Source organism: Mesorhizobium sp. M0626 (genome assembly GCF_040320665.1).
In the GTDB taxonomy this organism is placed as follows: Bacteria; Pseudomonadota; Alphaproteobacteria; order Rhizobiales; family Rhizobiaceae; genus Mesorhizobium.
Window position 1 is genome coordinate 255,981 of the sequence record NZ_JAMYQD010000007.1, and the last position, 19,851, is coordinate 275,831.

General features: G+C 63.8%; 17 protein-coding genes and 1 pseudogene. 10 read left to right on the forward strand and 8 right to left on the reverse strand.

Annotated elements, in window-relative coordinates:
• Positions 1–16 precede the first annotated feature (16 nt).
• From NKI37_RS11225 to NKI37_RS11240, 4 genes are all read left to right on the forward strand, one after another.
• Positions 17–871, forward strand: a complete 855-nt coding sequence (locus NKI37_RS11225) for a MetQ/NlpA family lipoprotein (protein WP_023668580.1) — start codon at positions 17–19, stop codon at positions 869–871.
• Between the two features lie 83 nt (positions 872–954).
• Entirely contained in the window at positions 955–2,043 is a 1,089-nt protein-coding gene (locus NKI37_RS11230) for a methionine ABC transporter ATP-binding protein (RefSeq protein ID WP_023687042.1), read from the forward strand.
• Positions 2,024–2,680, forward strand: coding sequence for a methionine ABC transporter permease (locus tag NKI37_RS11235; protein WP_023668578.1), 657 nt, complete (start codon positions 2,024–2,026; stop codon positions 2,678–2,680). The genes NKI37_RS11230 and NKI37_RS11235 overlap by 20 nt, the downstream gene beginning before the upstream one ends.
• A 136-nt stretch (positions 2,681–2,816) precedes the next feature.
• Positions 2,817–3,923: an isopenicillin N synthase family dioxygenase gene (locus NKI37_RS11240; protein ID WP_023701524.1), complete on the forward strand. Its 1,107-nt coding sequence runs from the start codon at positions 2,817–2,819 to the stop codon at positions 3,921–3,923.
• A gap of 160 nt (positions 3,924–4,083) precedes the next feature.
• Here the strand turns inward: NKI37_RS11240 and fba are convergent, their stop codons facing one another.
• From fba to mtnK, 3 genes are all read right to left on the reverse strand, one after another.
• Positions 4,084–5,148 carry a class II fructose-bisphosphate aldolase gene (gene fba / locus NKI37_RS11245; protein WP_352625580.1) on the reverse strand — a complete coding sequence of 355 codons (1,065 nt, stop codon included), beginning with the start codon at positions 5,146–5,148 and terminating at the stop codon, positions 4,084–4,086.
• A 316-nt stretch (positions 5,149–5,464) separates the two neighbouring features.
• Complete coding sequence (gene mtnA / locus NKI37_RS11250) at positions 5,465–6,559, reverse strand: S-methyl-5-thioribose-1-phosphate isomerase (protein ID WP_023668575.1); 1,095 nt, start codon at positions 6,557–6,559, stop codon at positions 5,465–5,467.
• Positions 6,556–7,824 carry an S-methyl-5-thioribose kinase gene (gene mtnK, locus NKI37_RS11255; protein WP_023668574.1) on the reverse strand — a complete coding sequence of 423 codons (1,269 nt, stop codon included), beginning with the start codon at positions 7,822–7,824 and terminating at the stop codon, positions 6,556–6,558. Before mtnK ends, mtnA begins: the two co-directional genes overlap by 4 nt.
• Positions 7,825–7,961: 137 nt before the next feature.
• Here mtnK and NKI37_RS11260 point away from each other — a divergent pair, with 137 nt between their 5' ends.
• From NKI37_RS11260 to NKI37_RS11270, 3 genes are all read left to right on the forward strand, one after another.
• Positions 7,962–9,473, forward strand: coding sequence for a sugar ABC transporter ATP-binding protein (locus tag NKI37_RS11260; RefSeq protein WP_352791021.1), 1,512 nt, complete (start codon positions 7,962–7,964; stop codon positions 9,471–9,473).
• A gap of 74 nt (positions 9,474–9,547) precedes the next feature.
• The gene (locus tag NKI37_RS11265) at positions 9,548–10,543 is read left to right on the forward strand and encodes an ABC transporter permease (RefSeq protein ID WP_023668572.1); all 996 of its coding nucleotides are present in this window, start codon (positions 9,548–9,550) and stop codon (positions 10,541–10,543) included.
• 46 nt (positions 10,544–10,589) lie between these two features.
• Positions 10,590–11,642, forward strand: a complete 1,053-nt coding sequence (locus NKI37_RS11270) for a substrate-binding domain-containing protein (RefSeq protein ID WP_023687049.1) — start codon at positions 10,590–10,592, stop codon at positions 11,640–11,642.
• Positions 11,643–11,713: 71 nt separating this feature from the next.
• Here NKI37_RS11270 and NKI37_RS11275 read toward each other — a convergent pair whose 3' ends face one another.
• The 5 genes and pseudogenes from NKI37_RS11275 to NKI37_RS11295 form a co-directional block, all read right to left on the reverse strand.
• Positions 11,714–12,001, reverse strand: coding sequence for a type II toxin-antitoxin system RelE/ParE family toxin (locus NKI37_RS11275; protein ID WP_023704831.1), 288 nt, complete (start codon positions 11,999–12,001; stop codon positions 11,714–11,716).
• Positions 11,994–12,254, reverse strand: coding sequence for a ribbon-helix-helix domain-containing protein (locus NKI37_RS11280; RefSeq protein ID WP_023704832.1), 261 nt, complete (start codon positions 12,252–12,254; stop codon positions 11,994–11,996). The genes NKI37_RS11275 and NKI37_RS11280 overlap by 8 nt, the downstream gene beginning before the upstream one ends.
• A 94-nt stretch (positions 12,255–12,348) precedes the next feature.
• Positions 12,349–12,683 (reverse strand): annotated as a pseudogene (locus tag NKI37_RS11285) (D-alanine--D-alanine ligase A); the annotation flags it as partial.
• A gap of 214 nt (positions 12,684–12,897) precedes the next feature.
• Positions 12,898–14,952, reverse strand: coding sequence for a bifunctional aldolase/short-chain dehydrogenase (locus NKI37_RS11290; protein ID WP_352791019.1), 2,055 nt, complete (start codon positions 14,950–14,952; stop codon positions 12,898–12,900).
• A gap of 94 nt (positions 14,953–15,046) precedes the next feature.
• Positions 15,047–16,018: a sugar-binding transcriptional regulator gene (locus tag NKI37_RS11295; protein ID WP_023754042.1), complete on the reverse strand. Its 972-nt coding sequence runs from the start codon at positions 16,016–16,018 to the stop codon at positions 15,047–15,049.
• A gap of 190 nt (positions 16,019–16,208) precedes the next feature.
• Here NKI37_RS11295 and NKI37_RS11300 point away from each other — a divergent pair, with 190 nt between their 5' ends.
• The 3 genes from NKI37_RS11300 (at position 16,209) to NKI37_RS11310 (ending at position 19,816) form a co-directional block, all read left to right on the forward strand.
• The gene (locus tag NKI37_RS11300) at positions 16,209–17,849 is read left to right on the forward strand and encodes an acyl-CoA synthetase (protein ID WP_023754043.1); all 1,641 of its coding nucleotides are present in this window, start codon (positions 16,209–16,211) and stop codon (positions 17,847–17,849) included.
• A gap of 163 nt (positions 17,850–18,012) precedes the next feature.
• The gene (locus NKI37_RS11305; RefSeq protein WP_023668564.1) at positions 18,013–18,618 is read left to right on the forward strand and encodes a TetR/AcrR family transcriptional regulator; all 606 of its coding nucleotides are present in this window, start codon (positions 18,013–18,015) and stop codon (positions 18,616–18,618) included.
• A 58-nt stretch (positions 18,619–18,676) separates the two neighbouring features.
• Positions 18,677–19,816 (forward strand): efflux RND transporter periplasmic adaptor subunit, encoded by a 1,140-nt coding sequence (locus NKI37_RS11310; RefSeq protein WP_023692166.1) that lies wholly within the window; start codon positions 18,677–18,679, stop codon positions 19,814–19,816.
• The last annotated feature ends 35 nt before the right edge of the window (positions 19,817–19,851 follow it).

Below are 19,851 nucleotides of genomic sequence, written 5' to 3' on the forward strand. Positions count from 1 at the left end.
TTACGAGGGATCGACAATGTCCGAACGCGGAAACGCTTCCAGCTCTCTTCTTTTTTCAGCCATCAGCCGGCGAGCTGCCCTTGCGGCACTTTTTGCCTCGGCCGTCACGCTTGCCGGTCTGGCTCAGCCGACGCCGTCCTTCGCCGAGGACAAGAAGTCTATCAAGGTCGGCATCATCAGCGGCGAGGATGAGGATGTCTGGCGCGTCGTCGTCGCCCAGGCCGCCGAAAAAGGCCTGACCGTCGAGACCGTGGTGTTCAACGACTACACCCAGCCCAACGAGGCGCTCGAGCGCGGCGAGATCGACGCCAACGCCTTCCAGCACCAGCCCTATCTCGACAACCAGATCAAGACCCAAGGGTACCACATCGTGCGCGTCGGCTACACCGGCGTCTGGCCGATCGGCCTCTACTCCAAGAAATACACCAAGGTTGCCGACCTGCCCGAAGGCGCCGTCATCGGCTTGCCGAACGACCCCTCGAATGAGGGCCGCGCGTTGCGCGTTCTGCAGAACGAAGGCGTGATCAAGCTGAAGGACGGCACCGGCATCCTGGCGACCACCGCCGACATTGCCGAGAACCCTAAGAAGGTCGTCATCAAGGAACTGGACGCCGGCATTGTCGGCCGCTCGGTCGAGGATCTCGACGCGGCTGTCGTCAACACCGACTGGGCGCTGAAGAGCGGTCTCGGCCCGGACAACCGCATCGCCCAGGAGCCGGTGGCCGACAACCCCTACCGCAACTTCATCGCCGTGAAATCCGGCAACGAGAACGAGGCGTGGGTGAAGACGCTGGTCGCGTCCTACCAGAACGAGGCGGTCAAGGCCGAGTTCGACAAGGTCTACAAGGGCACCGGGATCAGCGCCTATTGATTGGCGCCTGGTTGTCAGGAGCAGGCGGCCCGCTGTTGAGCGGGCCGCTGTCGCATTTGTCGAGCGTTGAAACGGACAGTGAGATGAACCAGCACGTCACGGCCGAAGCATCCGGTCCGGTCAATATATCGGCCGGGCAGGAAGATGTCGTACGCCTGGTCGACCTCAAGCGCCGCTTCGGCGCGACGCCTGCGCTCGACGGCGTCTCGCTGACGGTGCGCAAGGGCGAGATCCTCGGCATCATCGGCCGCAGCGGCGCCGGCAAGTCGACGCTGATCCGCTGCCTCAACGGGCTGGAGCGGCCGGACTCCGGCGACGTCTTCATCGAGGGCCGCGAGATCGGCCGGCTCGGCGAGCGTGAATTGCAGCCGCTGCGGCGTCGCATCGGCATGATCTTCCAGCACTTCAATCTGCTGTCGGCCAAGACCGTGGAGGACAATGTCGCGCTGCCGCTGAAGATCGAGGGCCGCCCAAAGGCCGAACGGCTGGCGCGCGCCGCCGAATTGCTCGACCTCGTCGGCCTGTCGGAGAAGGCGAAGGCCTATCCGTCCTCGCTGTCGGGCGGCCAGAAGCAGCGCGTCGGCATCGCCAGGGCGCTGGCCGCGCGGCCGGCGCTGCTGCTGTCCGACGAGGCGACCTCAGCGCTCGATCCGGAGACGACGCGCTCCATCCTGGCCTTGCTGAAAGACATCAACCGGCAGCTCGGCCTCACCATCCTGCTCATCACCCACGAGATGGAGGTGATCCGCTCGATCGCCGACCGCGTCGCGGTGATCGATGCCGGCCGCATCGTCGAACAAGGCCCAGTGTGGTCGGTCTTTGCCGAGCCGCGTTCCGAAATCACCAGGAGCCTGCTCGGCGGCATCCGCCCGCAACTGCCGGCCGAGATTGCCGGCCGGCTTGCTCCCGGAGGCGGCGCCGAGCTCATCCTCAGGGTCGACGTCGCAGGTGAGGCCGCGCGCGGTCCGCTGCTGTCCGATCTTGCGGTGGCGGTGCCGGGGCGGTTCCGCCTCGTCCATGGTGGCATCGACCATGTCCAGCAGCAGCCGGTCGGCACGCTGTTCCTTGCGGTCGCGGGCAATGATCCGAAACATCTGTCGAAAGTAATCGCATTCCTGAAGGCCCGCGACGCGCGGGTGGAGGTGCTTGGCCATGTCGCCGGTTCTGTTTGAACTTCTGCTGCGTTCGATCTGGGAGACGGTCCTGATGACGGCGGCATCGGGCCTCATCTCGCTCGTCTTCGGGCTGCCGCTCGGCCTGGCATTGATTGCCACCGAGCGCGGCGGCATTGCCGAAAGCCTGTGGGTGAACCGCGCGCTCGGCGCCGTCATCAACGGCTTCCGCTCGGTGCCTTTCATCATCCTTCTGGTGGCGCTGATCCCGGTGACGCGGCTGATCGTCGGCACCTCGATCGGCACCTGGGCGGCGATCGTGCCGTTGTCGATTGCGGCGACGCCTTACTATGCCCGCATCGCCGAAGTGTCGCTGCGCGAGGTCGATCGCGGCCTGATCGAGGCGGCGCGCGCCATGGGCGGCAACCGCTGGACCATCATCCGCGAGGTGCTGGTGCCCGAAGCATTGCCCGGCATCGTCGCCGGTTTCACGGTGACGCTGGTAACGCTGATCGGTGCCTCGGCCATGGCCGGCGCCATCGGTGCCGGCGGGCTTGGCGACCTCGCCATCCGCTATGGCTACCAGCGTTTTGAGACCAGCGTCATGGTCGCCGTGGTCATTGTGCTGATCATCCTCGTTTGCGGCATCCAGTGGGTCGGTGACCGGCTGGTCGCCAGGCTGGACCGGCGCGGATGAGCGCCACGAACGTTATTTGCCGGCAGGCTGCCAAACGCAGCGCCGGCTTTCTCTATCGGCGCCGAGATTGGATTGCGCGTTGCTTTGATCGGACCGGCCTGCGTGCCACCGTGACAGCGGAACAAGGAGCTTGACCATGCCCAGGATCGTACCCGTGCTTGATCTCGGCCGCCTCGAACAGGGCGCTTCCGAGCGGCGAACGTTTCTCTTCGACCTGCGCACGGCCGCGCGCGATGTCGGCTTCTTCTATTTGACCGGCCACGGCATATCGGCTGCGGATACCGCAGAAGTGCTCGACGCCTCGCGCCGGTTCTTTGCCTTGCCGGAAGCCGACAAACTGGCGATCGAAATGGTGAAGTCCTCGCAGTTCCGCGGCTATACGCGCGCCGGCGGCGAGCTGACCAAAGGCAAGGCCGACTGGCGCGAACAGCTCGACATCGGCGTCGAACGCCCGGCCATCGAACAAGGCCCCGGCGTGCCCGCCTGGACGCGGCTGCAAGGGCCCAACCAGTGGCCGGCCACGCTGCCCGAGCTGAAGCCGGCGCTACTCGCATGGCAGGCCAAGGCGACGGCGGTGGCGATCCGGCTGCTCCGGGCCTTCGCTTTGTCGCTCGATCAGGCCGAGGACGCCTTCGATCCCGTCTACCGGGCCGAGCCCAACCACCGCATGAAGATCGTGCGCTACCCCGGCCGCGACGCCACCGGCGACAACCAGGGCGTCGGCGCGCACAAGGATGGCGGTTTCCTGACGCTTCTGTTGCAGGACGAGAGCAAGGGGCTGCAGGTCGAATATGACGGTGCCTGGGTCGACGTCGATCCGCTGCCCGACACGCTGGTGGTCAACATCGGCGAACTGCTCGAACTGGCGTCGAACGGCTATCTCCGGGCGACAGTCCACCGTGTGGTGACACCGCCGGCCGGCGTCGAGCGCGTCTCGGTCCCGTTCTTCTTCAGCGCCCGGCTCGACGCCACGATTCCGCTGCTCGACCTGCCCGAGGAACTGGCGGCCGAGGCGCGGGGCCCGGCCAGCGATCCCGACAATCCGCTGTTTCGCAATGTCGGCACCAATGTGCTGAAGAGCCGCCTGCGCTCGCATCCCGACGTGGCGCGCCGGCACTACGCCGATCTCCTGGAAACCGGCGCCTCACCGGCTGAAATCTTTCAAAACGAGATCGAAATTTCCGAATCTCGCGTTGTTTTAGAAAGCCGTTCGTCGCCATCTGCCGCGAATACGCGCATATAGGAATTATCGTTCGGCGGTTTCCTCCCATTCCACCGAGCGGTGTTCCCCTCTGAAGGTTCTTGACCTTCTTTTGGCCGGGCCGCTTTCGCGCCCGGCCTTTTTTATGTCAATAGCTCTTCTTTCTTCCCCACAAGGGGAGAAGGAAGAGGCGCCAGGGACTTCACCCAAACTTCGGATCAAGGCTGCCCGACTTGTACCGCTTGGCCATCTCAGCTACCGGCAGCGGCTTGATCTTCTGGGCATTGCCGGCGGTGCCGAACTGCTCGAAGCGCTGCTTGCACAGCTTGCGCATCGCCGCCATCGCCGGCGTCAGATATTTGCGCGGATCGAACTCGCTCGGGTTTTCGGTCAGCACCTTGCGGATGGCGCCGGTCAGCGCCATGCGGTTGTCGGTGTCGATGTTGATCTTGCGCACGCCGTGCTTGATGCCGCGCTGGATCTCTTCCACCGGCACGCCCCAGGTCGGCTTCATCTGGCCGCCATATTTGTTGATGATCTCCTGCAGGTCCTCGGGCACCGAGGACGAGCCGTGCATGACCAGATGCATGTTGGGCAGGCGGCGGTGGATTTCCTCGATGACATTCATCGCCAGCACCGCGCCGTCCGGCTTCCGCGAGAATTTGTAGGCGCCGTGGCTGGTGCCCATGGCGACAGCCAGCGCATCGACATGGGTGTCCTTGACGAATTCGACCGCCTGCACTGGGTCGGTCAAGAGCTGGTCGTGGCTGATGGCGCCTTCGACGCCGTGGCCGTCTTCCTGCTCGCCGCCGCCGCTCTCAAGCGAACCGAGCACACCGATCTCGCCTTCCACCGACACGCCGCCCCAATGCGCCATGTCGACGACGCGCCGGGTGATTCCGGAATTGTAGGCGTAGTCGGCCGGCGTCTTGCCGTCCTCTTTCAGCGAGCCGTCCATCATCACCGAGGTGAAGCCGTACTGGATGGCGGTGACGCAGGTGGCTTCGTTGTTGCCATGGTCGAGATGCATGCAGACCGGGATGTCGGGGTGGATTTCGACCAGCGCGTCGATCAGCTTGGCCAGCACCACATCATTGGCGTAGGCGCGGGCGCCGCGGCTTGCCTGCAGGATGACCGGCGACTTGGTCTCCTCGGCCGCCTCCATGATGGCGAGGCCCTGTTCCATATTGTTCATGTTGAAAGCGGGTACGCCGTAGCCGTACTCGGCGGCGTGGTCGAGCAATTGTCTCAGTGTTATGCGAGCCACCCAATAGTCTCCCGTATCTGGTTTCAAGCGCAACGTCGCGGGCCGGCCGATTGCCGGCCTAGATGCTTCTGGCCGGATTTCGCCAGAACCGCAACCGTCAGCGGCCATCGAGGCCGCAATTCTTGTTGCAGGGCTGAAATCCGGTAGCCAGCCGGTGAGGCGCTAATCTCCCCCATTGAGGGGGAGATGGCCGGCAGGTCAGAGGGGGTCGGTTCGACTGGAGCGCTAGCATCATCTGTCGGTGCTGGGAGGTCGCGTCAGGACGCGCCGACCCCCTCTGTCGCCTTTGGCGACATCTCCCCCTCAAGGGGGGAGATTATCCGCGTTCGGGGAACATCGCCTTCAAGCCTTCGCGCGAAGCCTTGGCCACACCGCGCTCGGTGATCAGCCCCGTCACCAGCCGTGCCGGCGTCACATCGAACGCCGGATTGGCCGCCGGCGTCGCTTCGGGCGAAACCCGAACCTGCGCGATCTTGCCGTCCGCCGTCTTGCCCCAGACCAGCGACACCTCGTCACCGGAGCGTTCCTCGATCGGGATTTCGGTGAGGCCATCACCCACCGTCCAGTCGATGGTCGGCGAGGGCAGAGCGACGTAGAAGGGCACCTCATTATCGGAGGCGGCGAGCGCCTTGAGATAGGTGCCGATCTTGTTGCAGACGTCGCCATTGGCCGTGGTGCGGTCGGTGCCCACGATCACCATGTCGACCGCGCCACGCTGCATTAGATGGCCGCCGGCATTGTCGACGATCAGCGTGTGCGGCACGCCGTGGCCGGCCATCTCCCAGGCGGTCAGCTGGGCGCCCTGGTTGCGCGGGCGCGTCTCGTCGACATAGACATGGACCGGAATGCCGGCCTCGACGGCGAGATAGATCGGCGACGTGGCGGTGCCGTAATCGACCGTCGCCAGCCAACCGGCGTTGCAGTGGGTGAGGATGTTGACCGGCTCGCCCGGCTTCTTGCGTGCCGCGATCTCCTTGATGATGGCAAGCCCGTTCTCGCCGATGGCGCGATTGAGATCGACATCCTCGTCGGCGATTTCGGCAGCGCGCTTATAGGCCGCCTCCGCGCGCTGTCCCAATACGATCGGCCTTAGGAACCGCCGCATCTCGTCCAGCGCCCAGCGTAGATTGATCGCAGTCGGCCGCGTCTTGTGCAGTGTCTCCCAGACCGCGTCGAGCGCTTCGTCAGACGGATCGTCCGCCATCTGGATGGCGACGCCGTAGGCCGCGGTGACGCCGATCAGCGGCGCGCCACGAACCCACATGTCACGGATCGCGGTGGCGATGCCGGCAACGCTCCCGATCGTCTCGACCCGGAACTCGTGCGGCAGCCAGCGCTGGTCGATGATCTCGACCGAACGCTGGTCGTCGCTCAGCCAGATGGTGCGGTAGTGGCGCTCGCCGACGTTCAAATCCTGCTCTCCCGTTCGATCAAAGCGGCCAGATTATTGACCTCGTCCATGCCGTGAATCTGGCGCCGGTTGACGGCGATGTGACGGCCGAATTTCAGCGCCTTGGCCTCGCAGGAGGCTCGCAGATCCTCGTCCTCGATGGTCTCGAAATCGGCATTGTGGGCGAGGCCGAGGATGCGCCGGTGCACCTCGATGCCGGCAAAGCCCAAGAGGTCGGTCCAGATCTGGTGCAGCACATGGTCGAGCGCCTGCTCCGAGGCGAGAATGTCGCCCTGATCCTCGAACAGGCTCTTCTGGTAAAGCATGCCGGTGCGCTCGGTGCGCCATAGATGCGAGAACTCGGCGCGGAACACCGTCCAGGTGTCGTTGGTCACCCCGAGCAGATAGGCACGCATGGCGTCACGCTTGCCCTTCTGTTCATGGCCGCGCTGCGAGAAGTAGGACATCCAGAAATTGGCGAGCAGCATGCCGACGTCGAAGGCCATCGGACCGTAGAAGGCGAATTCCGGATCGATCATCCGCGTCTCGGTGTCGGTGACCATGATCGAGCCCGAATGCAGGTCGCCATGCAGCAGCGTCTCGGCGTTGGCGGCGAAGATATGCTTCAGCCGCTGCGCTTCGACCTTGAGGTCGCGGTCGGCACGCAGTTCGGCAACCAGGCCGTCCAGTTGCGGCGACGTATGCCGGTTCAGCTTGGCATCGAAATATGGGTCGGAAAACACCAGGTCTTCGGTGATGCCGCAGAGCTCGACATTGTCGGCAAACAGCGCCAGGTCGGCCTTGCGGTCCTTGGTGGGCATGGAGAGATCAGAGCCGCGGAACAAAGTGCGGGCCATGAACAGGCCGATGTCGCGGGCGATATTTGGCAACTCGCGGCCGTCGATCAGGGCACGGCGCAGGATGATGTGCGGCGGCGCCAGATATTCCATGATGATCAGCGCCTGGGCTTCGTCGAAATGGAGGATCGCCGGCACCGAGCCCGGCGCGCGCGCCTCTTGCCGCGTCAGCGCGTGATACTCGAAGAAGGAGCGTTTGAGCGGCAACGGCCAGCTGTCGCCGACGAGGCGAACATAGGGCAGGGCCTGCTTGACCACGGCCGCACCCGAGCCGCCTTCGACGATGAAGACGAGGTTCAGATTGCCGTCGCCGACCTCGCGCACCTTCCAAGGGCCCTTGCCGATTTTGGCGCACAGCGCTTCGTTCGTACCGAGGCGCGTTGCAAGCGTCTCCACCGACAGTGCTTCAAACGGCAATTTCGCAGTCATTCCTCACCCTCCCGCTTGCTCGCTCCAATCATAGTGGAGCGATGGCGGTGAGGCCAAGCTAGGAAGCTGACTGGCAATTGTCAATCGAGTTGACAATTGATCACGTAGCCCATAGCGTCATCGTCAGGGAGGAACGAATGGGCAATGATGCCGTGTTCCGCGTGGACGGGCTGAGGAAATCCTTCGGCCATATCGAGGTGCTTGGCGGCGTCTCGCTCGAATTGCATGCCGGTGAGATCACTGTGCTGATGGGCGCCAACGGCGCCGGCAAGTCCACCCTCGTCAAAATCATCAGCGGCGTCTACGACCATGACGGCGGCATCATGCACCTCGCTGGCGGCAACTTTGCGCCGAACACGCCGGCAGAGGCGATCCGCGCCGGTGTCGTTACCGTGCACCAAAACATCAATGACGGCGTCGTCGCCGATCTCGATGTCGCCACCAATCTGACGCTCGACCGGCTGAGCGGCAAGGGCGCGCCGCTGCTGTTCAACCCCGGCCGGGTGCGCCGCGAAGCCAAAGCGGTGGCCGACCGCATGGGGCTCGCCATCGACCTCAAGGCCCGCATCAGCGACCTGTCGCTGGCCGATCGCCAGATGGTGGCCATCGCGCGCGCCATGGCGCACCAGCCGAAAGTGCTGATCCTCGACGAGCCGACCTCGTCGCTGTCCAGCGCCGAGGCCGACCGGCTGTTTGCGCTGCTCGACCGCTTGCGCGAGCAGGGCGTCGCCATCCTCTACATCTCGCATCGCATGTCGGATATCAGGCGGCTGGCCGACCGCATCGTCTCGATGCGCGATGGCGTCATCTCAGGCGTCTTCGACAGCAAGCCTCTCGACTATGAGGGTGCCGTTAACGCCATGCTCGGCCGCAAGATCCATCTTGACCGCATCGAAGCCAGGAGTTCTGCCAAGCCGATCCTGACCGTCGATTCCTTGCGCATCGCCCCTGGTGCCCGGCCATTCTCGCTGACGCTCGGCGACGGCGAGGTCGTTGCCATCACCGGCCTCGTCGGCGTCGGCAAGACAGCGCTCGCCGAGACGCTGTTCGGCCTGCGCAAGCCGCTGTCCGGCACGATGACTTTATATGGCAAGCCCTATGCGCCCGCGTCGACCGGCGAAGCCATCGCCGCCGGCGTGTTTCTGGTCGCCAAGGACCGTGGCGAAAACGGCATCGTCGGCGGCTTCAACATCCAGGAAAACATCAGCCTGCCCTTCCACAAGCGCATGTCGCGCTTTTCAGTTCTCAAACGCGGCCTTGAACGCACTATTGCCCGCCGGCAGATCGAGGATCTCGGCATCGTCTGCCGCTCGGAGAAGGACGAGATGACCACTCTGTCGGGCGGCAACCAGCAGAAGGTGATGGTGGCCCGCTGGATGGCGCAGGACGCCCGATTGTTCATTCTCGACGAACCGTTCCAGGGCGTCGATATCTCCGCCAGGCGCGACATCGCCGCCAAGCTGAGGGCCAGCGCCAATGGCCGCGCCACGCTGCTGTTCGTCACCGAACTCGACGAGGCACTGGAGACGGCCGATCGCATATTGGTGGTGTCCGAGCAGACCATCGTCGGCGAACACCGCAACGCCGATGTCGATCTCGACCGTCTGCTGGCCGAAGTCGCGGGCGGGCCGTTGCACAGTGCGGCCTGAGCCACGATGATTGAAGAACTGAGGGTTGGAATGGAGTGCACGGGTTTGAGTTGGGTATTGACGGCGGGCGCTGAATGACGCTGCGCGATTACGCTATCCGCTACGGGTTCATCGTGCTTCTGTTCGGGCTGATCGCGTATTTCGCCATCGCCGCCGACGGGTTCGTCTCGCCGCAAAGTGCCGTCTTCATTTTCCAGTCGGTCGCCATCACCGGCGTGCTGGCGCTGGGCGTCACCGCCACACTGGTTGTCGGCGGCTTCGATCTCTCGATCGGCTCGGTCGCCACATCGGCCATGATGGCGGCTGCCTATGTCATGGTGGTGCTGGAGCAGAACGTTGTCGTCGCTGTCCTCATCTGCCTGCTCATCGGCGCCCTTGTCGGCCTCATCAATGGCTGGCTGATCGTCTATATGCGCGTGCCCGATCTGCTGGCGACGCTCGGCATGATGTTCCTGCTCGTCGGCTTGCAGCGCATCCCGACTGAAGGACGCTCCATCGCCACCGGTATGACAATGCCGGACGGCTCGGTCGCCAACGGCAAATTCTCCGACGCCTTCCTGGCGCTCGGCCGCCACCGCTTCGACTTCTTCATCCCGAACCTCATTCCGGTCTCGGTGGTCGTGCTGATCGTGCTCGCCGTGCTGATCTGGTTCTTCCTCGAATACACACGCTTCGGCCGCATGATGTATGCCGTGGGCAGCAATGAACGGGCCGCCGAACTCGCCGGCGCGCCTGTCAAGGCATACAAGATCTGGGCCTACGTCATTTCAGGAGTTTTTGCCTCGATCGGCGGGATTTTGCTGGCCGCACGGCTTGGACGCGGTGACATCGCGTCGGGTAATAATCTGCTGCTCGATGCGGTTGCCGCGGCGCTGATCGGCTACGCGGTGCTCGGCGCCGCCAAGCCGAACGCCTTCGGCACCGCCATCGGCGCGCTGTTCGTCGGCATCCTGCTGCAAGGCCTGACGATGATGAACGCGCCTTACTACACGCAGGATTTCGTCAAGGGCGTGGTTCTCGTCGTCGCCCTTGTCTTTACCTTCGCCCTTTCCGGCCGGGGCAGGAGATAGAATGGCTGCCGGGACAGTTTTGGGTTCAACAAACGGAGGAAAGAACGTGAACATCACAAGACGACTTTTGGGGAAGGTCGCGCTCGGATTGGCCGGCGCAACAATGCTGATGCAGGTCCCGGCCTTTGCCGCCGACAAGCCGGCGCCGTTCGACAAGCCCGGCGTCAAGATCGCGCTGGTGCGCTATCTCTCGACCGGCGATTTCTTCCAGGCCTATCTCTCGGGCGTCGAGTCCCAGTCCAAGGCGCTCGGCATCGATCTGCGCGTGCTCGACAGCCGCCAGGACGCCGCCCTTCAATCCGACATGGTCGACCAGGCCATCGCACTCGGCGTGCAGGGCATCATCATCCAGCACGGCCTGACGGAATCGATGAAGGACGCCGCCCAGCGCGCGGTCGATGCCGGCATCAAGGTCGTCGCCTTCGACGTCAATGTCGAAAACCCCAAGATCCCGCAGATCGAACAGTCCGACAAGGACCTTGCGCGCCTGGCGCTCGAGCAGGCGGTCAAGGACAATGGCGAGAGCTGGAACGCCGGCTATGTCTATGTCGCTGGCATCGCGCCGCTCGACCGCCGCAACGAGACCTGGGTCGACGTGAAGAAGAAACATGCCGGCATCAAGGAAGTCGCGATGTTCGGCACGCTCGACAACCCGATCGCCAACTCGGTCGCCAACCAGGCGCGCTCGGTGCTGCAGGCGCATCCCGACATCAATGTGATGTTCGCGCCCTATGACGAGTTCGCCAAGGGTGTGAAGATCGCCGTCGACGAGGCGGGGCTGAACAAGAAGATCAAGATCTACTCCGCCGACATCTCTACCTCGGACATCGCGGCCATGCGCGAGACCGACAGCGCCTGGGCCGCCACCGCCGCCACCAACCCTGCCGTCGTCGGCCAGGTCTCGGTGCGCGCGCTGGCGCAGCTGCTCGCCGGTGAAGATCCCGGCCACAACGTCGTCGTGCCGCCGACGCTGATCACCCAGAAGGACCTGATCGACAAGGACATCAAGAACATGGAGGACCTGTCGGCCAAGCTGCCGCAATTCGCCCATGCCGATGTCGCCATGCCGGCCTGGATGCCGAACCCGAACGCGAAGTAGGATCGGTCGTCTGATAGATGCGAAGGGCGGCTATGGGCCGCTCTTTTCATATTGATGGTAAGCCTGCCGGCCTACAACCAATGGTCTGGATCGCGCATCCCGGGGACAATCGCCACAGCGATAACACCATCGGGCTGCGGCTCGTAGATGATGATATAGCGGTCTTCGACGAGCACGCGGGCCGTTGCGCTTAACTCGGGCCGTGCGCTGCCCATCTTGGGGTGCTGCGCCGCCAGCTCCAGTCTTTCGAAAATGCGCATCAACAGTCTGTCTGCTGCCTTTTCATTGTCGGCGGCGATGGTGTGCCAGATGTCTCGCAAATCCTGCGAAGCGCGCGGTGTGAGCCGATGGCTAGCCACGGGCGCGGCGTTCTGCCTTCAGGCTGCGAATGAACTCGGTGTGGTCGACAGCCACTGGCTTGCCGCTGCCCATCCCGTCGGCATAGGCCCGCTTCAAGTGCTGGAGTTCGAGCGTGCGCAATTCCTCGCGCTGCTCCCATAAGCGCAGGGCGTCGCGGACAATCTCGCTGTTGGAAGCATAACCGCCACCTTCGATAGCGCTTTGCAGGCGAGCTATCTGCTGCGCGGTAAGGGATATGGTGAGGGTGCGCATAGGTTCGTTTTTCATACCCACATTATAATGCAGCCAACAAGATCTAACAATATCTGTTAGGAATCTGCCCCTGCATCATGACCGCCCGACGCGCACCAGCCACCGCGCCGTCCTCGCCATGCAGGCGTGCAGCACCGGAACACCATATTCGATGGCAGGCAGGTCATGCGGCGCCCTTGGCGGGATCGCCAGCATCCGCCATGCCCGCCCGGCGGCAGGCAAAGCTGCGTCCCATCAGACGGTGTCGCCAGCGCGCCGTCCTTGAAATCGCTTAGCAGCCATTGGCCTTCGCGGGTGACGAAGGTGGGAACGGAGTCGTATTTCGCCGATCCAGAGTACGCATGACATGGTTGCCGAAAGCAGCGAAACCTCATGCTCGGCGGAGCGCCCGCCGAACAGCACGCCGACACGAAGTCTCTTCGCAGCCATCGACAACTCCACCAAGGATCAGGGTCGGAGCTCGCATGCGAAACACAAGGCGCGCCCTAAAGTGGTCGAGCAATAGGCCAAGGATTGGAGTGGATTTTGACCAGTTCGAGCAGTTTTTCAGCACGACCTGCAAAAGCAGTTCTCCGCCTGGAGTCCTTCAGGTGGGAGAGCGGTTCGTCGTTTTGGTGAACGATGAACCGCTCCAGGTCTATGTCTAGCGCAGCGCTGCGGCGATGTTGCCACCGTCGACCGTCGTCACATCGGCGGTGGTGCGTTCGGCCAATGCTTGGTGCAGGAAGGCCTGCGCCACGTCTTCTGCCGTCACCTCCTGTCCGAGCAGATTGCCCGACATGTATTCCTTCTCCGACACGCCGCGCGCGCCGGAACGGCTGGCGATCATGGCGTCGGTCAACAGGCCGGAGCGGATGCGGTCGGCGTTGACCGCATTGGAGCGGATGCCGTGCGCGCCGTAGTCGAGCGCATATTGCCGGGACAGGAATAGCGTCGCCGCCTTCGGCACACCATAGGCGCCGAATTTCGGACCCGGGTTGACCGCCTGCTTGGAGGTGTTGAACAACAACACACCGCCGGTGCCCTGTTCCAGCATGATGCGCACCGCGTTCTGCGCCGCCGACTGGTGGGCGAAGAAGTTGAGCTCGAAACTCTTGCGCAGCAGGGCATCGTCGAGCTCGCCGATGCGGCCTTCCCAGGCGGCACCGGCGTTGGAGACCAGAATGTCGACGCCGCCATAGACAGCGACAGCTTTGTCGAAGGCGGCGCGCAGCTCGGCCGGGTTGGTGATGTCGGCGCCGACGCCGATCGAATTGTTGCCGGCTGCCTTTGCCGCCTCGGCCGCCCTGGCCGCATCGAGATCGACGACGACGGCATGCGCGCCATTGGCGGCGAACAGTTTTGCCGTCGCAGCACCGATCGCGCCGGCGCCGCCAGTGATCAGCACCACCTGGCCGGTCAGCGGCTTCGGCTTGTTGGAGGCGAGCTTGGCCTGCTCAAGCGACCAGTACTCCAGCGGGAAGAGGTCGGCCTTCGATAGAGGATGGAAGCTGCCGACGGCCTCGGCGCCGCGCACCGCCTCGATCCACATCTCGCCGACATCAGATGCGATCTTCGCATCCTTCAGCGTGCGGCCATGGCCGAACATGCCGAGGCCCGGCACCAGCGTCAGCCGCGGCATCGGGTCGAGCATGGTGCGCTGGACGTCGTCCAGCGCATCGTTGGTTTCGAAATAGGCGCGATAGTCGTTGGCGAAGGCGTCGACATGGCTCTTGATGACGGCCTTGTAGTCGCCAATCTTGTCGGCGTCTGGCGCCGGAACCGCCATCGGTCCGGTCTTGATGCGGATCGACAGGTCGGGCGTCGACACGCCGCGTCCGGCATAGTCTGCAATGCCGGCCGAATTGATGAAATCGACAATGGCATCCGAGGTGCGGAAGTCGCTGATCATGCGGTCGAAGCGGCCTTCGCCACGCGCCACCGCCACCGCGCCACGCAGCATCGGCGCGATCGCTGCCGGCGTTGCGAGCTTGGCCGGCAGTGCGGCTTTCGCTGCCTTCGGCTTGCCGTTCTTCGCCACATAGTCTTCGGCCACGTTCACATAATGGATCATGCGGTCATAGGCCTGCTTCGCAGCGTCGCCGAAGGTGAAGATGCCATGCTTGTCGAGGATCAGGCCTTCGACGCTGGGGTCGGCGTCGTAGACATCGGCGGCCACCTTGGCGAGGTCGAAGCCCGGCTTGATGTAGGGCACGTACCCCATCTTGTCGCCGAACACGGTCTTGACCAGCGGCTTGCTGTCCGCCTGGTCGACGATGGCGAGGATCGCGGTCGAATGCGTGTGGTCGACGAATTTATGCGGCAGGAAGGCGTGCAGCAGCGTCTCGACCGATGGATTGGGGGAGGCGGGGTCGATGAGGTTCGCCCGCTGCAGCGCCACCATGTCCTCGTCGGCGAGGCTGGCCAGCGCACGCGCCTTCAGCAGCGCGCCGAGCTTGACCGCCGGCAGGCCTTGCGGCTCGATCACACCCATGTCCCAGCCGCTGCCCTTGACGCACAGCACATCCCATTCGTCGCCGACGAGATCGGTGGCCTTGGTCTTGCAGGAGGTGTTGCCGCCGCCATGCAGCACCAGCCGCGGCTCGCCGCCGAGCAGCCGGGTCGTGTAGACGCGCAGCGCGAGGTCGCGGGCAACGCCCTTTTTCGCATAGTCGGCAACCAGTCTTTCCGCGTCGCCGTCATTCCAAAGGTTCTTCATGTCGCTATGTCCGCTTTGCTGTCTTTGATGTTGCTGTGAACAGGAGTGCCGCGACGCCTTGATGACAATGCGCCTGCTGCTGGGATTTCGTTGGTCAGGAAGCCTTTTTTGCCCCCGCACTGGCTCCGGCATGGTCGAGCAGCCGCCGCGCCATGCTGGCGCCGACGACGAGATGCGTGCAGAGTCCGCCGGCGAGCGCGGCGAGCAGCGGTTCGAACTTGCTGTCTTCCTGCACCACCATCAGCCGCTTTTCGATCTGGCGCAGTGACGACAGCGAGGCCGAGATGACGCGGCGGTTGTAGCTGCAGTCGAGCGCCTTGCCGGTGGCATCGATGATCTGGCCGGCAACGACGCCGGCGGCGCCCGCTTCGCGCAACAGCCCCATCTCGCCGGGGCTGAGCGCGCCGCATTTGACGACATGGCTGTCGGCGTCGACGGTGCCGACCGAATAGAGCGCCAGATCGCAGTTGGCAATATCGGCCAGTTGTTCGCGGATCACCGGTTCGGCGCGCAGCCCATGCGCCAGCAATTCCGTCGTCAGCACCAGCGGCGCGTAGAAATTGAGGCCCTTGGCGTTGAGCCGCCGGGCGATCTCCATCGTGCACTGGTCGGGACGGTAGGAGTAGGGCGCGCCGAGATTGCCGCAGAGCTGCACAACGGTGACGTCCTGCAGGTCGGCATAGGACATGACGTCGGCGATAGTGTAGACGGTGCGGCCCCAGGCGACGCCGATCCGGTCGCCCTTCTTGACCAGTTCGAGAAAGACGCCCGCCGCCAGCACCGCAACGTCCGTCGAAGGGTCGACGACATAGGCATTCTCCGGCGCGATCCACACCGCATCAAGCTTGAGCGCGTCCTCGAGCTGGCGTGCCAATACGTCGTCGGTGAACAGCTGCGTCGAGGTCGAGATGTTGACGATGCCGGTCTCGCGCGCCTTGCGCAAATACATGGCGACCGAGGCGCGGGAGATGTTAAGCTGGCTGGCGACCTGGTCCTGGCGCAGGCCATGGGCATAATAGAGCCATGCGGCCTTGTGGATAAGCTGTTCTGCCGGTCGGATCGCCATGCCGTCTCCTCGGCTGACATTATTCACGGCTCTCGACAAAAGTCAAATTGGCGTGGGTACACGATACCTTTTTGGCCATCGAATCTGGACGATCATTGCGCCAAATGTGCCCGGTCGGGAATCGCCGATGGTGACGTGGCGGGAACCTGTGGTTAGAAGTTCTCAACAATGAAAATTCGGGGAGCACGGGATGGGCAGTCCCTACGAGCAGGATCTCGGCAAGAACGCCGCCAACCATCAGCCGCTGACGCCGCTCACCTATCTGGAGCGGGCGGCAAGCACCTATCCCGATCATGTCGCCATCATCCATGGCAGCCAGCGCATCACCTATCGCACCTTCTGGCAGCGCTCGCTGAAGCTCGCCTCGGCGCTGTCGAAGCGCGGCATCGGCAAGGGCGATACCGTCACGGTGATGCTGTCGAACACGCCGCCGATGCTGGAGGCGCATTTCGGCGTGCCGATGGCCAAAGCGGTGCTGCATTCGCTCAACACAAGGCTCGATGCCGCCGTCATCGCGTTCCAGCTCGACCATGCCGAGACCAAGGTGCTCATCGTCGACCGCGAATTCGCTGCTGTCGTCAAACAGGCACTGGCACTGGCCAAGGTGAAGCCGCTGGTCATCGACTATGACGATCCCGACTATGCCAGCGATGCACCCTATCCGAAGGGCGAGCGCATCGGCGCGATCGACTATGAGGGGTTCGTCGCCGGCGGTGACGAGGGCTACGCCTGGTCGATGCCCGACGACGAATGGGACGCCATCTCGCTCAACTACACCTCGGGCACCACCGGTAACCCGAAGGGCGTCGTCTACCACCATCGCGGCGCTGCCCTGATGGCCTACACCAATACCATCCATGCCGGCATGGCCAAGCACGCCGTCTATCTGTGGACGCTGCCGATGTTCCACTGCAATGGCTGGTGCTTCCCGTGGACGCTGGCCGTCCAGGCCGGCACCCATGTCTGCCTGCGCTGGGTGCGGTCGAAGCCGATCTACGATGCCATCGCCGACCACGGCGTCACCCATCTGTGCGGTGCGCCGGTCGTCATGTCGGTGCTGATCAACGCCAGGGACGAAGACAAGCGGACGTTCTCCCAGACGGTGACCTTCAATACGGCGGCAGCACCTCCGCCGGAAGCGGTGCTGTCGGGCATGGCCGATGCCGGCTTTGCCGTCACCCATCTCTACGGGCTGACCGAGACCTATGGCCCGGCGGTCGTCAACGAATGGCACGACGCGTGGGACGATCTAGACAAGGGATCGAAGGCGCAGAAGAAGGCAAGGCAGGGCGTGCGCTATGCCGCACTCGAAGGCCTGACCGTGATGGACCCGGGGACGATGCAGAAGACGCCGGCCGACGGCGAGACGATCGGTGAGGTCATGTTTCGCGGCAACATCGTCATGAAGGGCTATCTGAAGAACAGGAAGGCGACCGAAGAGGCCTTTGCCGGCGGCTGGTTCCACTCCGGCGACCTCGGCGTCATGCATCCCGACGGCTACATCCAGCTCAAGGACCGCTCCAAGGACATCATCATCTCCGGCGGCGAGAACATTTCATCGATCGAGGTCGAGGAAGCCCTCTACAAACACCCGTCCGTGGCGTCCTGCGGCGTCGTCGCCAAGGCAGACGACAAATGGGGCGAGGTGCCGGTCGCCTATGTCGAGCTGAAGCCCGGCAAGGTGGCAAGCGAGGCCGAGATCATCGAACACTGCCGCGCGCTGCTCGCCCGCTTCAAGGTGCCGAAGGCGGTGATTTTTGCCGAGATCCCGAAGACATCGACGGGGAAGATCCAGAAGTTTCAGCTGCGGGAAATGGCGAAGGGATCTTAGTTCCAGAGCGCAACGGCACGCGCAAGGTCGAGTTCGCGCACACCCTCTGTCACCCTCTGTCACCAAATTATACGCGTACGTCGAATTCGCATTGACACTTCCCTCTTTTCGATTTACGACTGACGAAAGTTGAAATTCGTCACTCATAAATCGACAGAGAGCCATGTCCGAAGCCGCCAGCATAATGGCCGACTCCACCCGCCAGGAGAATGTCACCCGCATTCTCGACTGTGCCGAACGCCTGTTCCGGCACTATGGTTACGGCAAGACCAATGTCGCCGACATCGCCCGCGAACTCGGCATGTCGCCGGCCAACATCTACCGTTTCTTCGCCTCCAAGGTCGAAATCCACCAGGCCGTCTGCGGCCGCATGCTCCTCGCCAGCTACAACATGGCCTACGAGATTTCCCGGTTGCCGATCAGCGCCGAGGAGCGGCTGCGCCGCTACGTGCATGCGCAGTACAAGATGACACTGGAAGTCATGCTCGACGACCAGAAGGTCCACGAAATGGTCATCGTCGCGCTCGAGCGCGACTGGGGCGTCATCGACAAGCATATCGACAGCATTCACGACCTGTTTGCCGAGGTGATCCGCGAGGGCATCGAGGCCGGCGAGTTTGCCGACCAGGATCCGGTCATCGCATCGCGCTGCTTCGGCGCCGCCACCGTCATTCTGTGTCACCCCCAAATGGTGGCGCAATGCCTTGCCAAGACCAATCGGGCGATGCCCGACGATCTCATCGATTACGCGATCAAGGCTCTGAAGTAACAGCCGCCGCCCGCCGGGCGCCGGTGTCGACCGTTCATCTCCAGTCGGGAGCACGAAAGTGTCTTTGTCCAGTTCCATCATCCGCAAGCTGCCGGTCGCCGGCCTGATCGTCGCCACGCTCGGGCTCGCCGCCTGCAGCCAGGAGAAGACCGAGGTCCAGGACATCATCCGTCCGGTCAAGGTGGTCGAGATCGGCCAGGCCGAAAAGAGTCGCGAACTCACCTATTCCGGCTCGGTGCGAGCCCGTACCGAAATGAACCTCGGCTTTCGCATCTCGGGCAAGGTCACTGAGCGCCTGGTCGACATCGGCCAGCATGTGACGACAGGCGATGTGCTAGCCCGTATCGATCCCACGGACTATGAGCTGTCGGTCAAGAGCGCCAAGGCCAGCCTCGACGCCGCCGAGCGGCAGGTCGAGACGGTCGATCTGTCTCGCAAGCGCGCCGAACAGCTTTTTGCCAAGAACTTCACCTCCAAGTCGCAACTCGAACAGGCGACGCTGAGCTACAACCAGGCGGTAGCGACGCGCGATGCCGCCCGCTCTACCCTTGCCCAGGCGCAGAACCAGGTCGTCTACACCGATCTCAAGGCGAGCGAGAACGGCATCGTCACGGCGGTCTCGGCCGATGTCGGCCAGGTGGTCGGCGCCGGAACGCCTGTGATGACCGTTGCCGTCGACGGCGAAAAGGAAGTGCTGATCGCGGTTCCCGAAATGGACATCGCCGCCTTCAAGCCGGGAAAGGACGTCAAGGCCAGCTTCTGGTCCGATGACGCGCTGGCGCTCTCCGGCAAAGTGCGTGAAGTCGCCGGCAGCGCCGACCAGCAGTCGCGCACCTTTGCCGTCCGCGTCTCGCTGCCCGACGACCCGCGCGTGCTGCTCGGCATGACCGCCAACATCGAGGCCTCGGTGGCCAAGAAGCAGGAGATGGTGTCGATCCCGCTCAGCGCGCTTGCGGAAAAGGATGGTCGCAAGATTGTCTGGACCGTCGACCGCGCCGGCGAGACGGTGCACGAGCGCCTGGTCAAGGTTGCGGAGTTCACCGCCGACGGCGTCAGCGTCGCCGACGGGCTCAAGCCGGGGGATGTCGTCGTTGCCGCCGGCACCCAGTTCATGACCGAGAATCTCAAGGTCAAGCTGACCGGCGATGCGGTCCAGGCCGCCTCTGCGGAAGGCGATGCCGCAAAGGCCCTGCGCTGACCGCAGGCATGAAGCCGGCTTGATCGTCGCTTCGG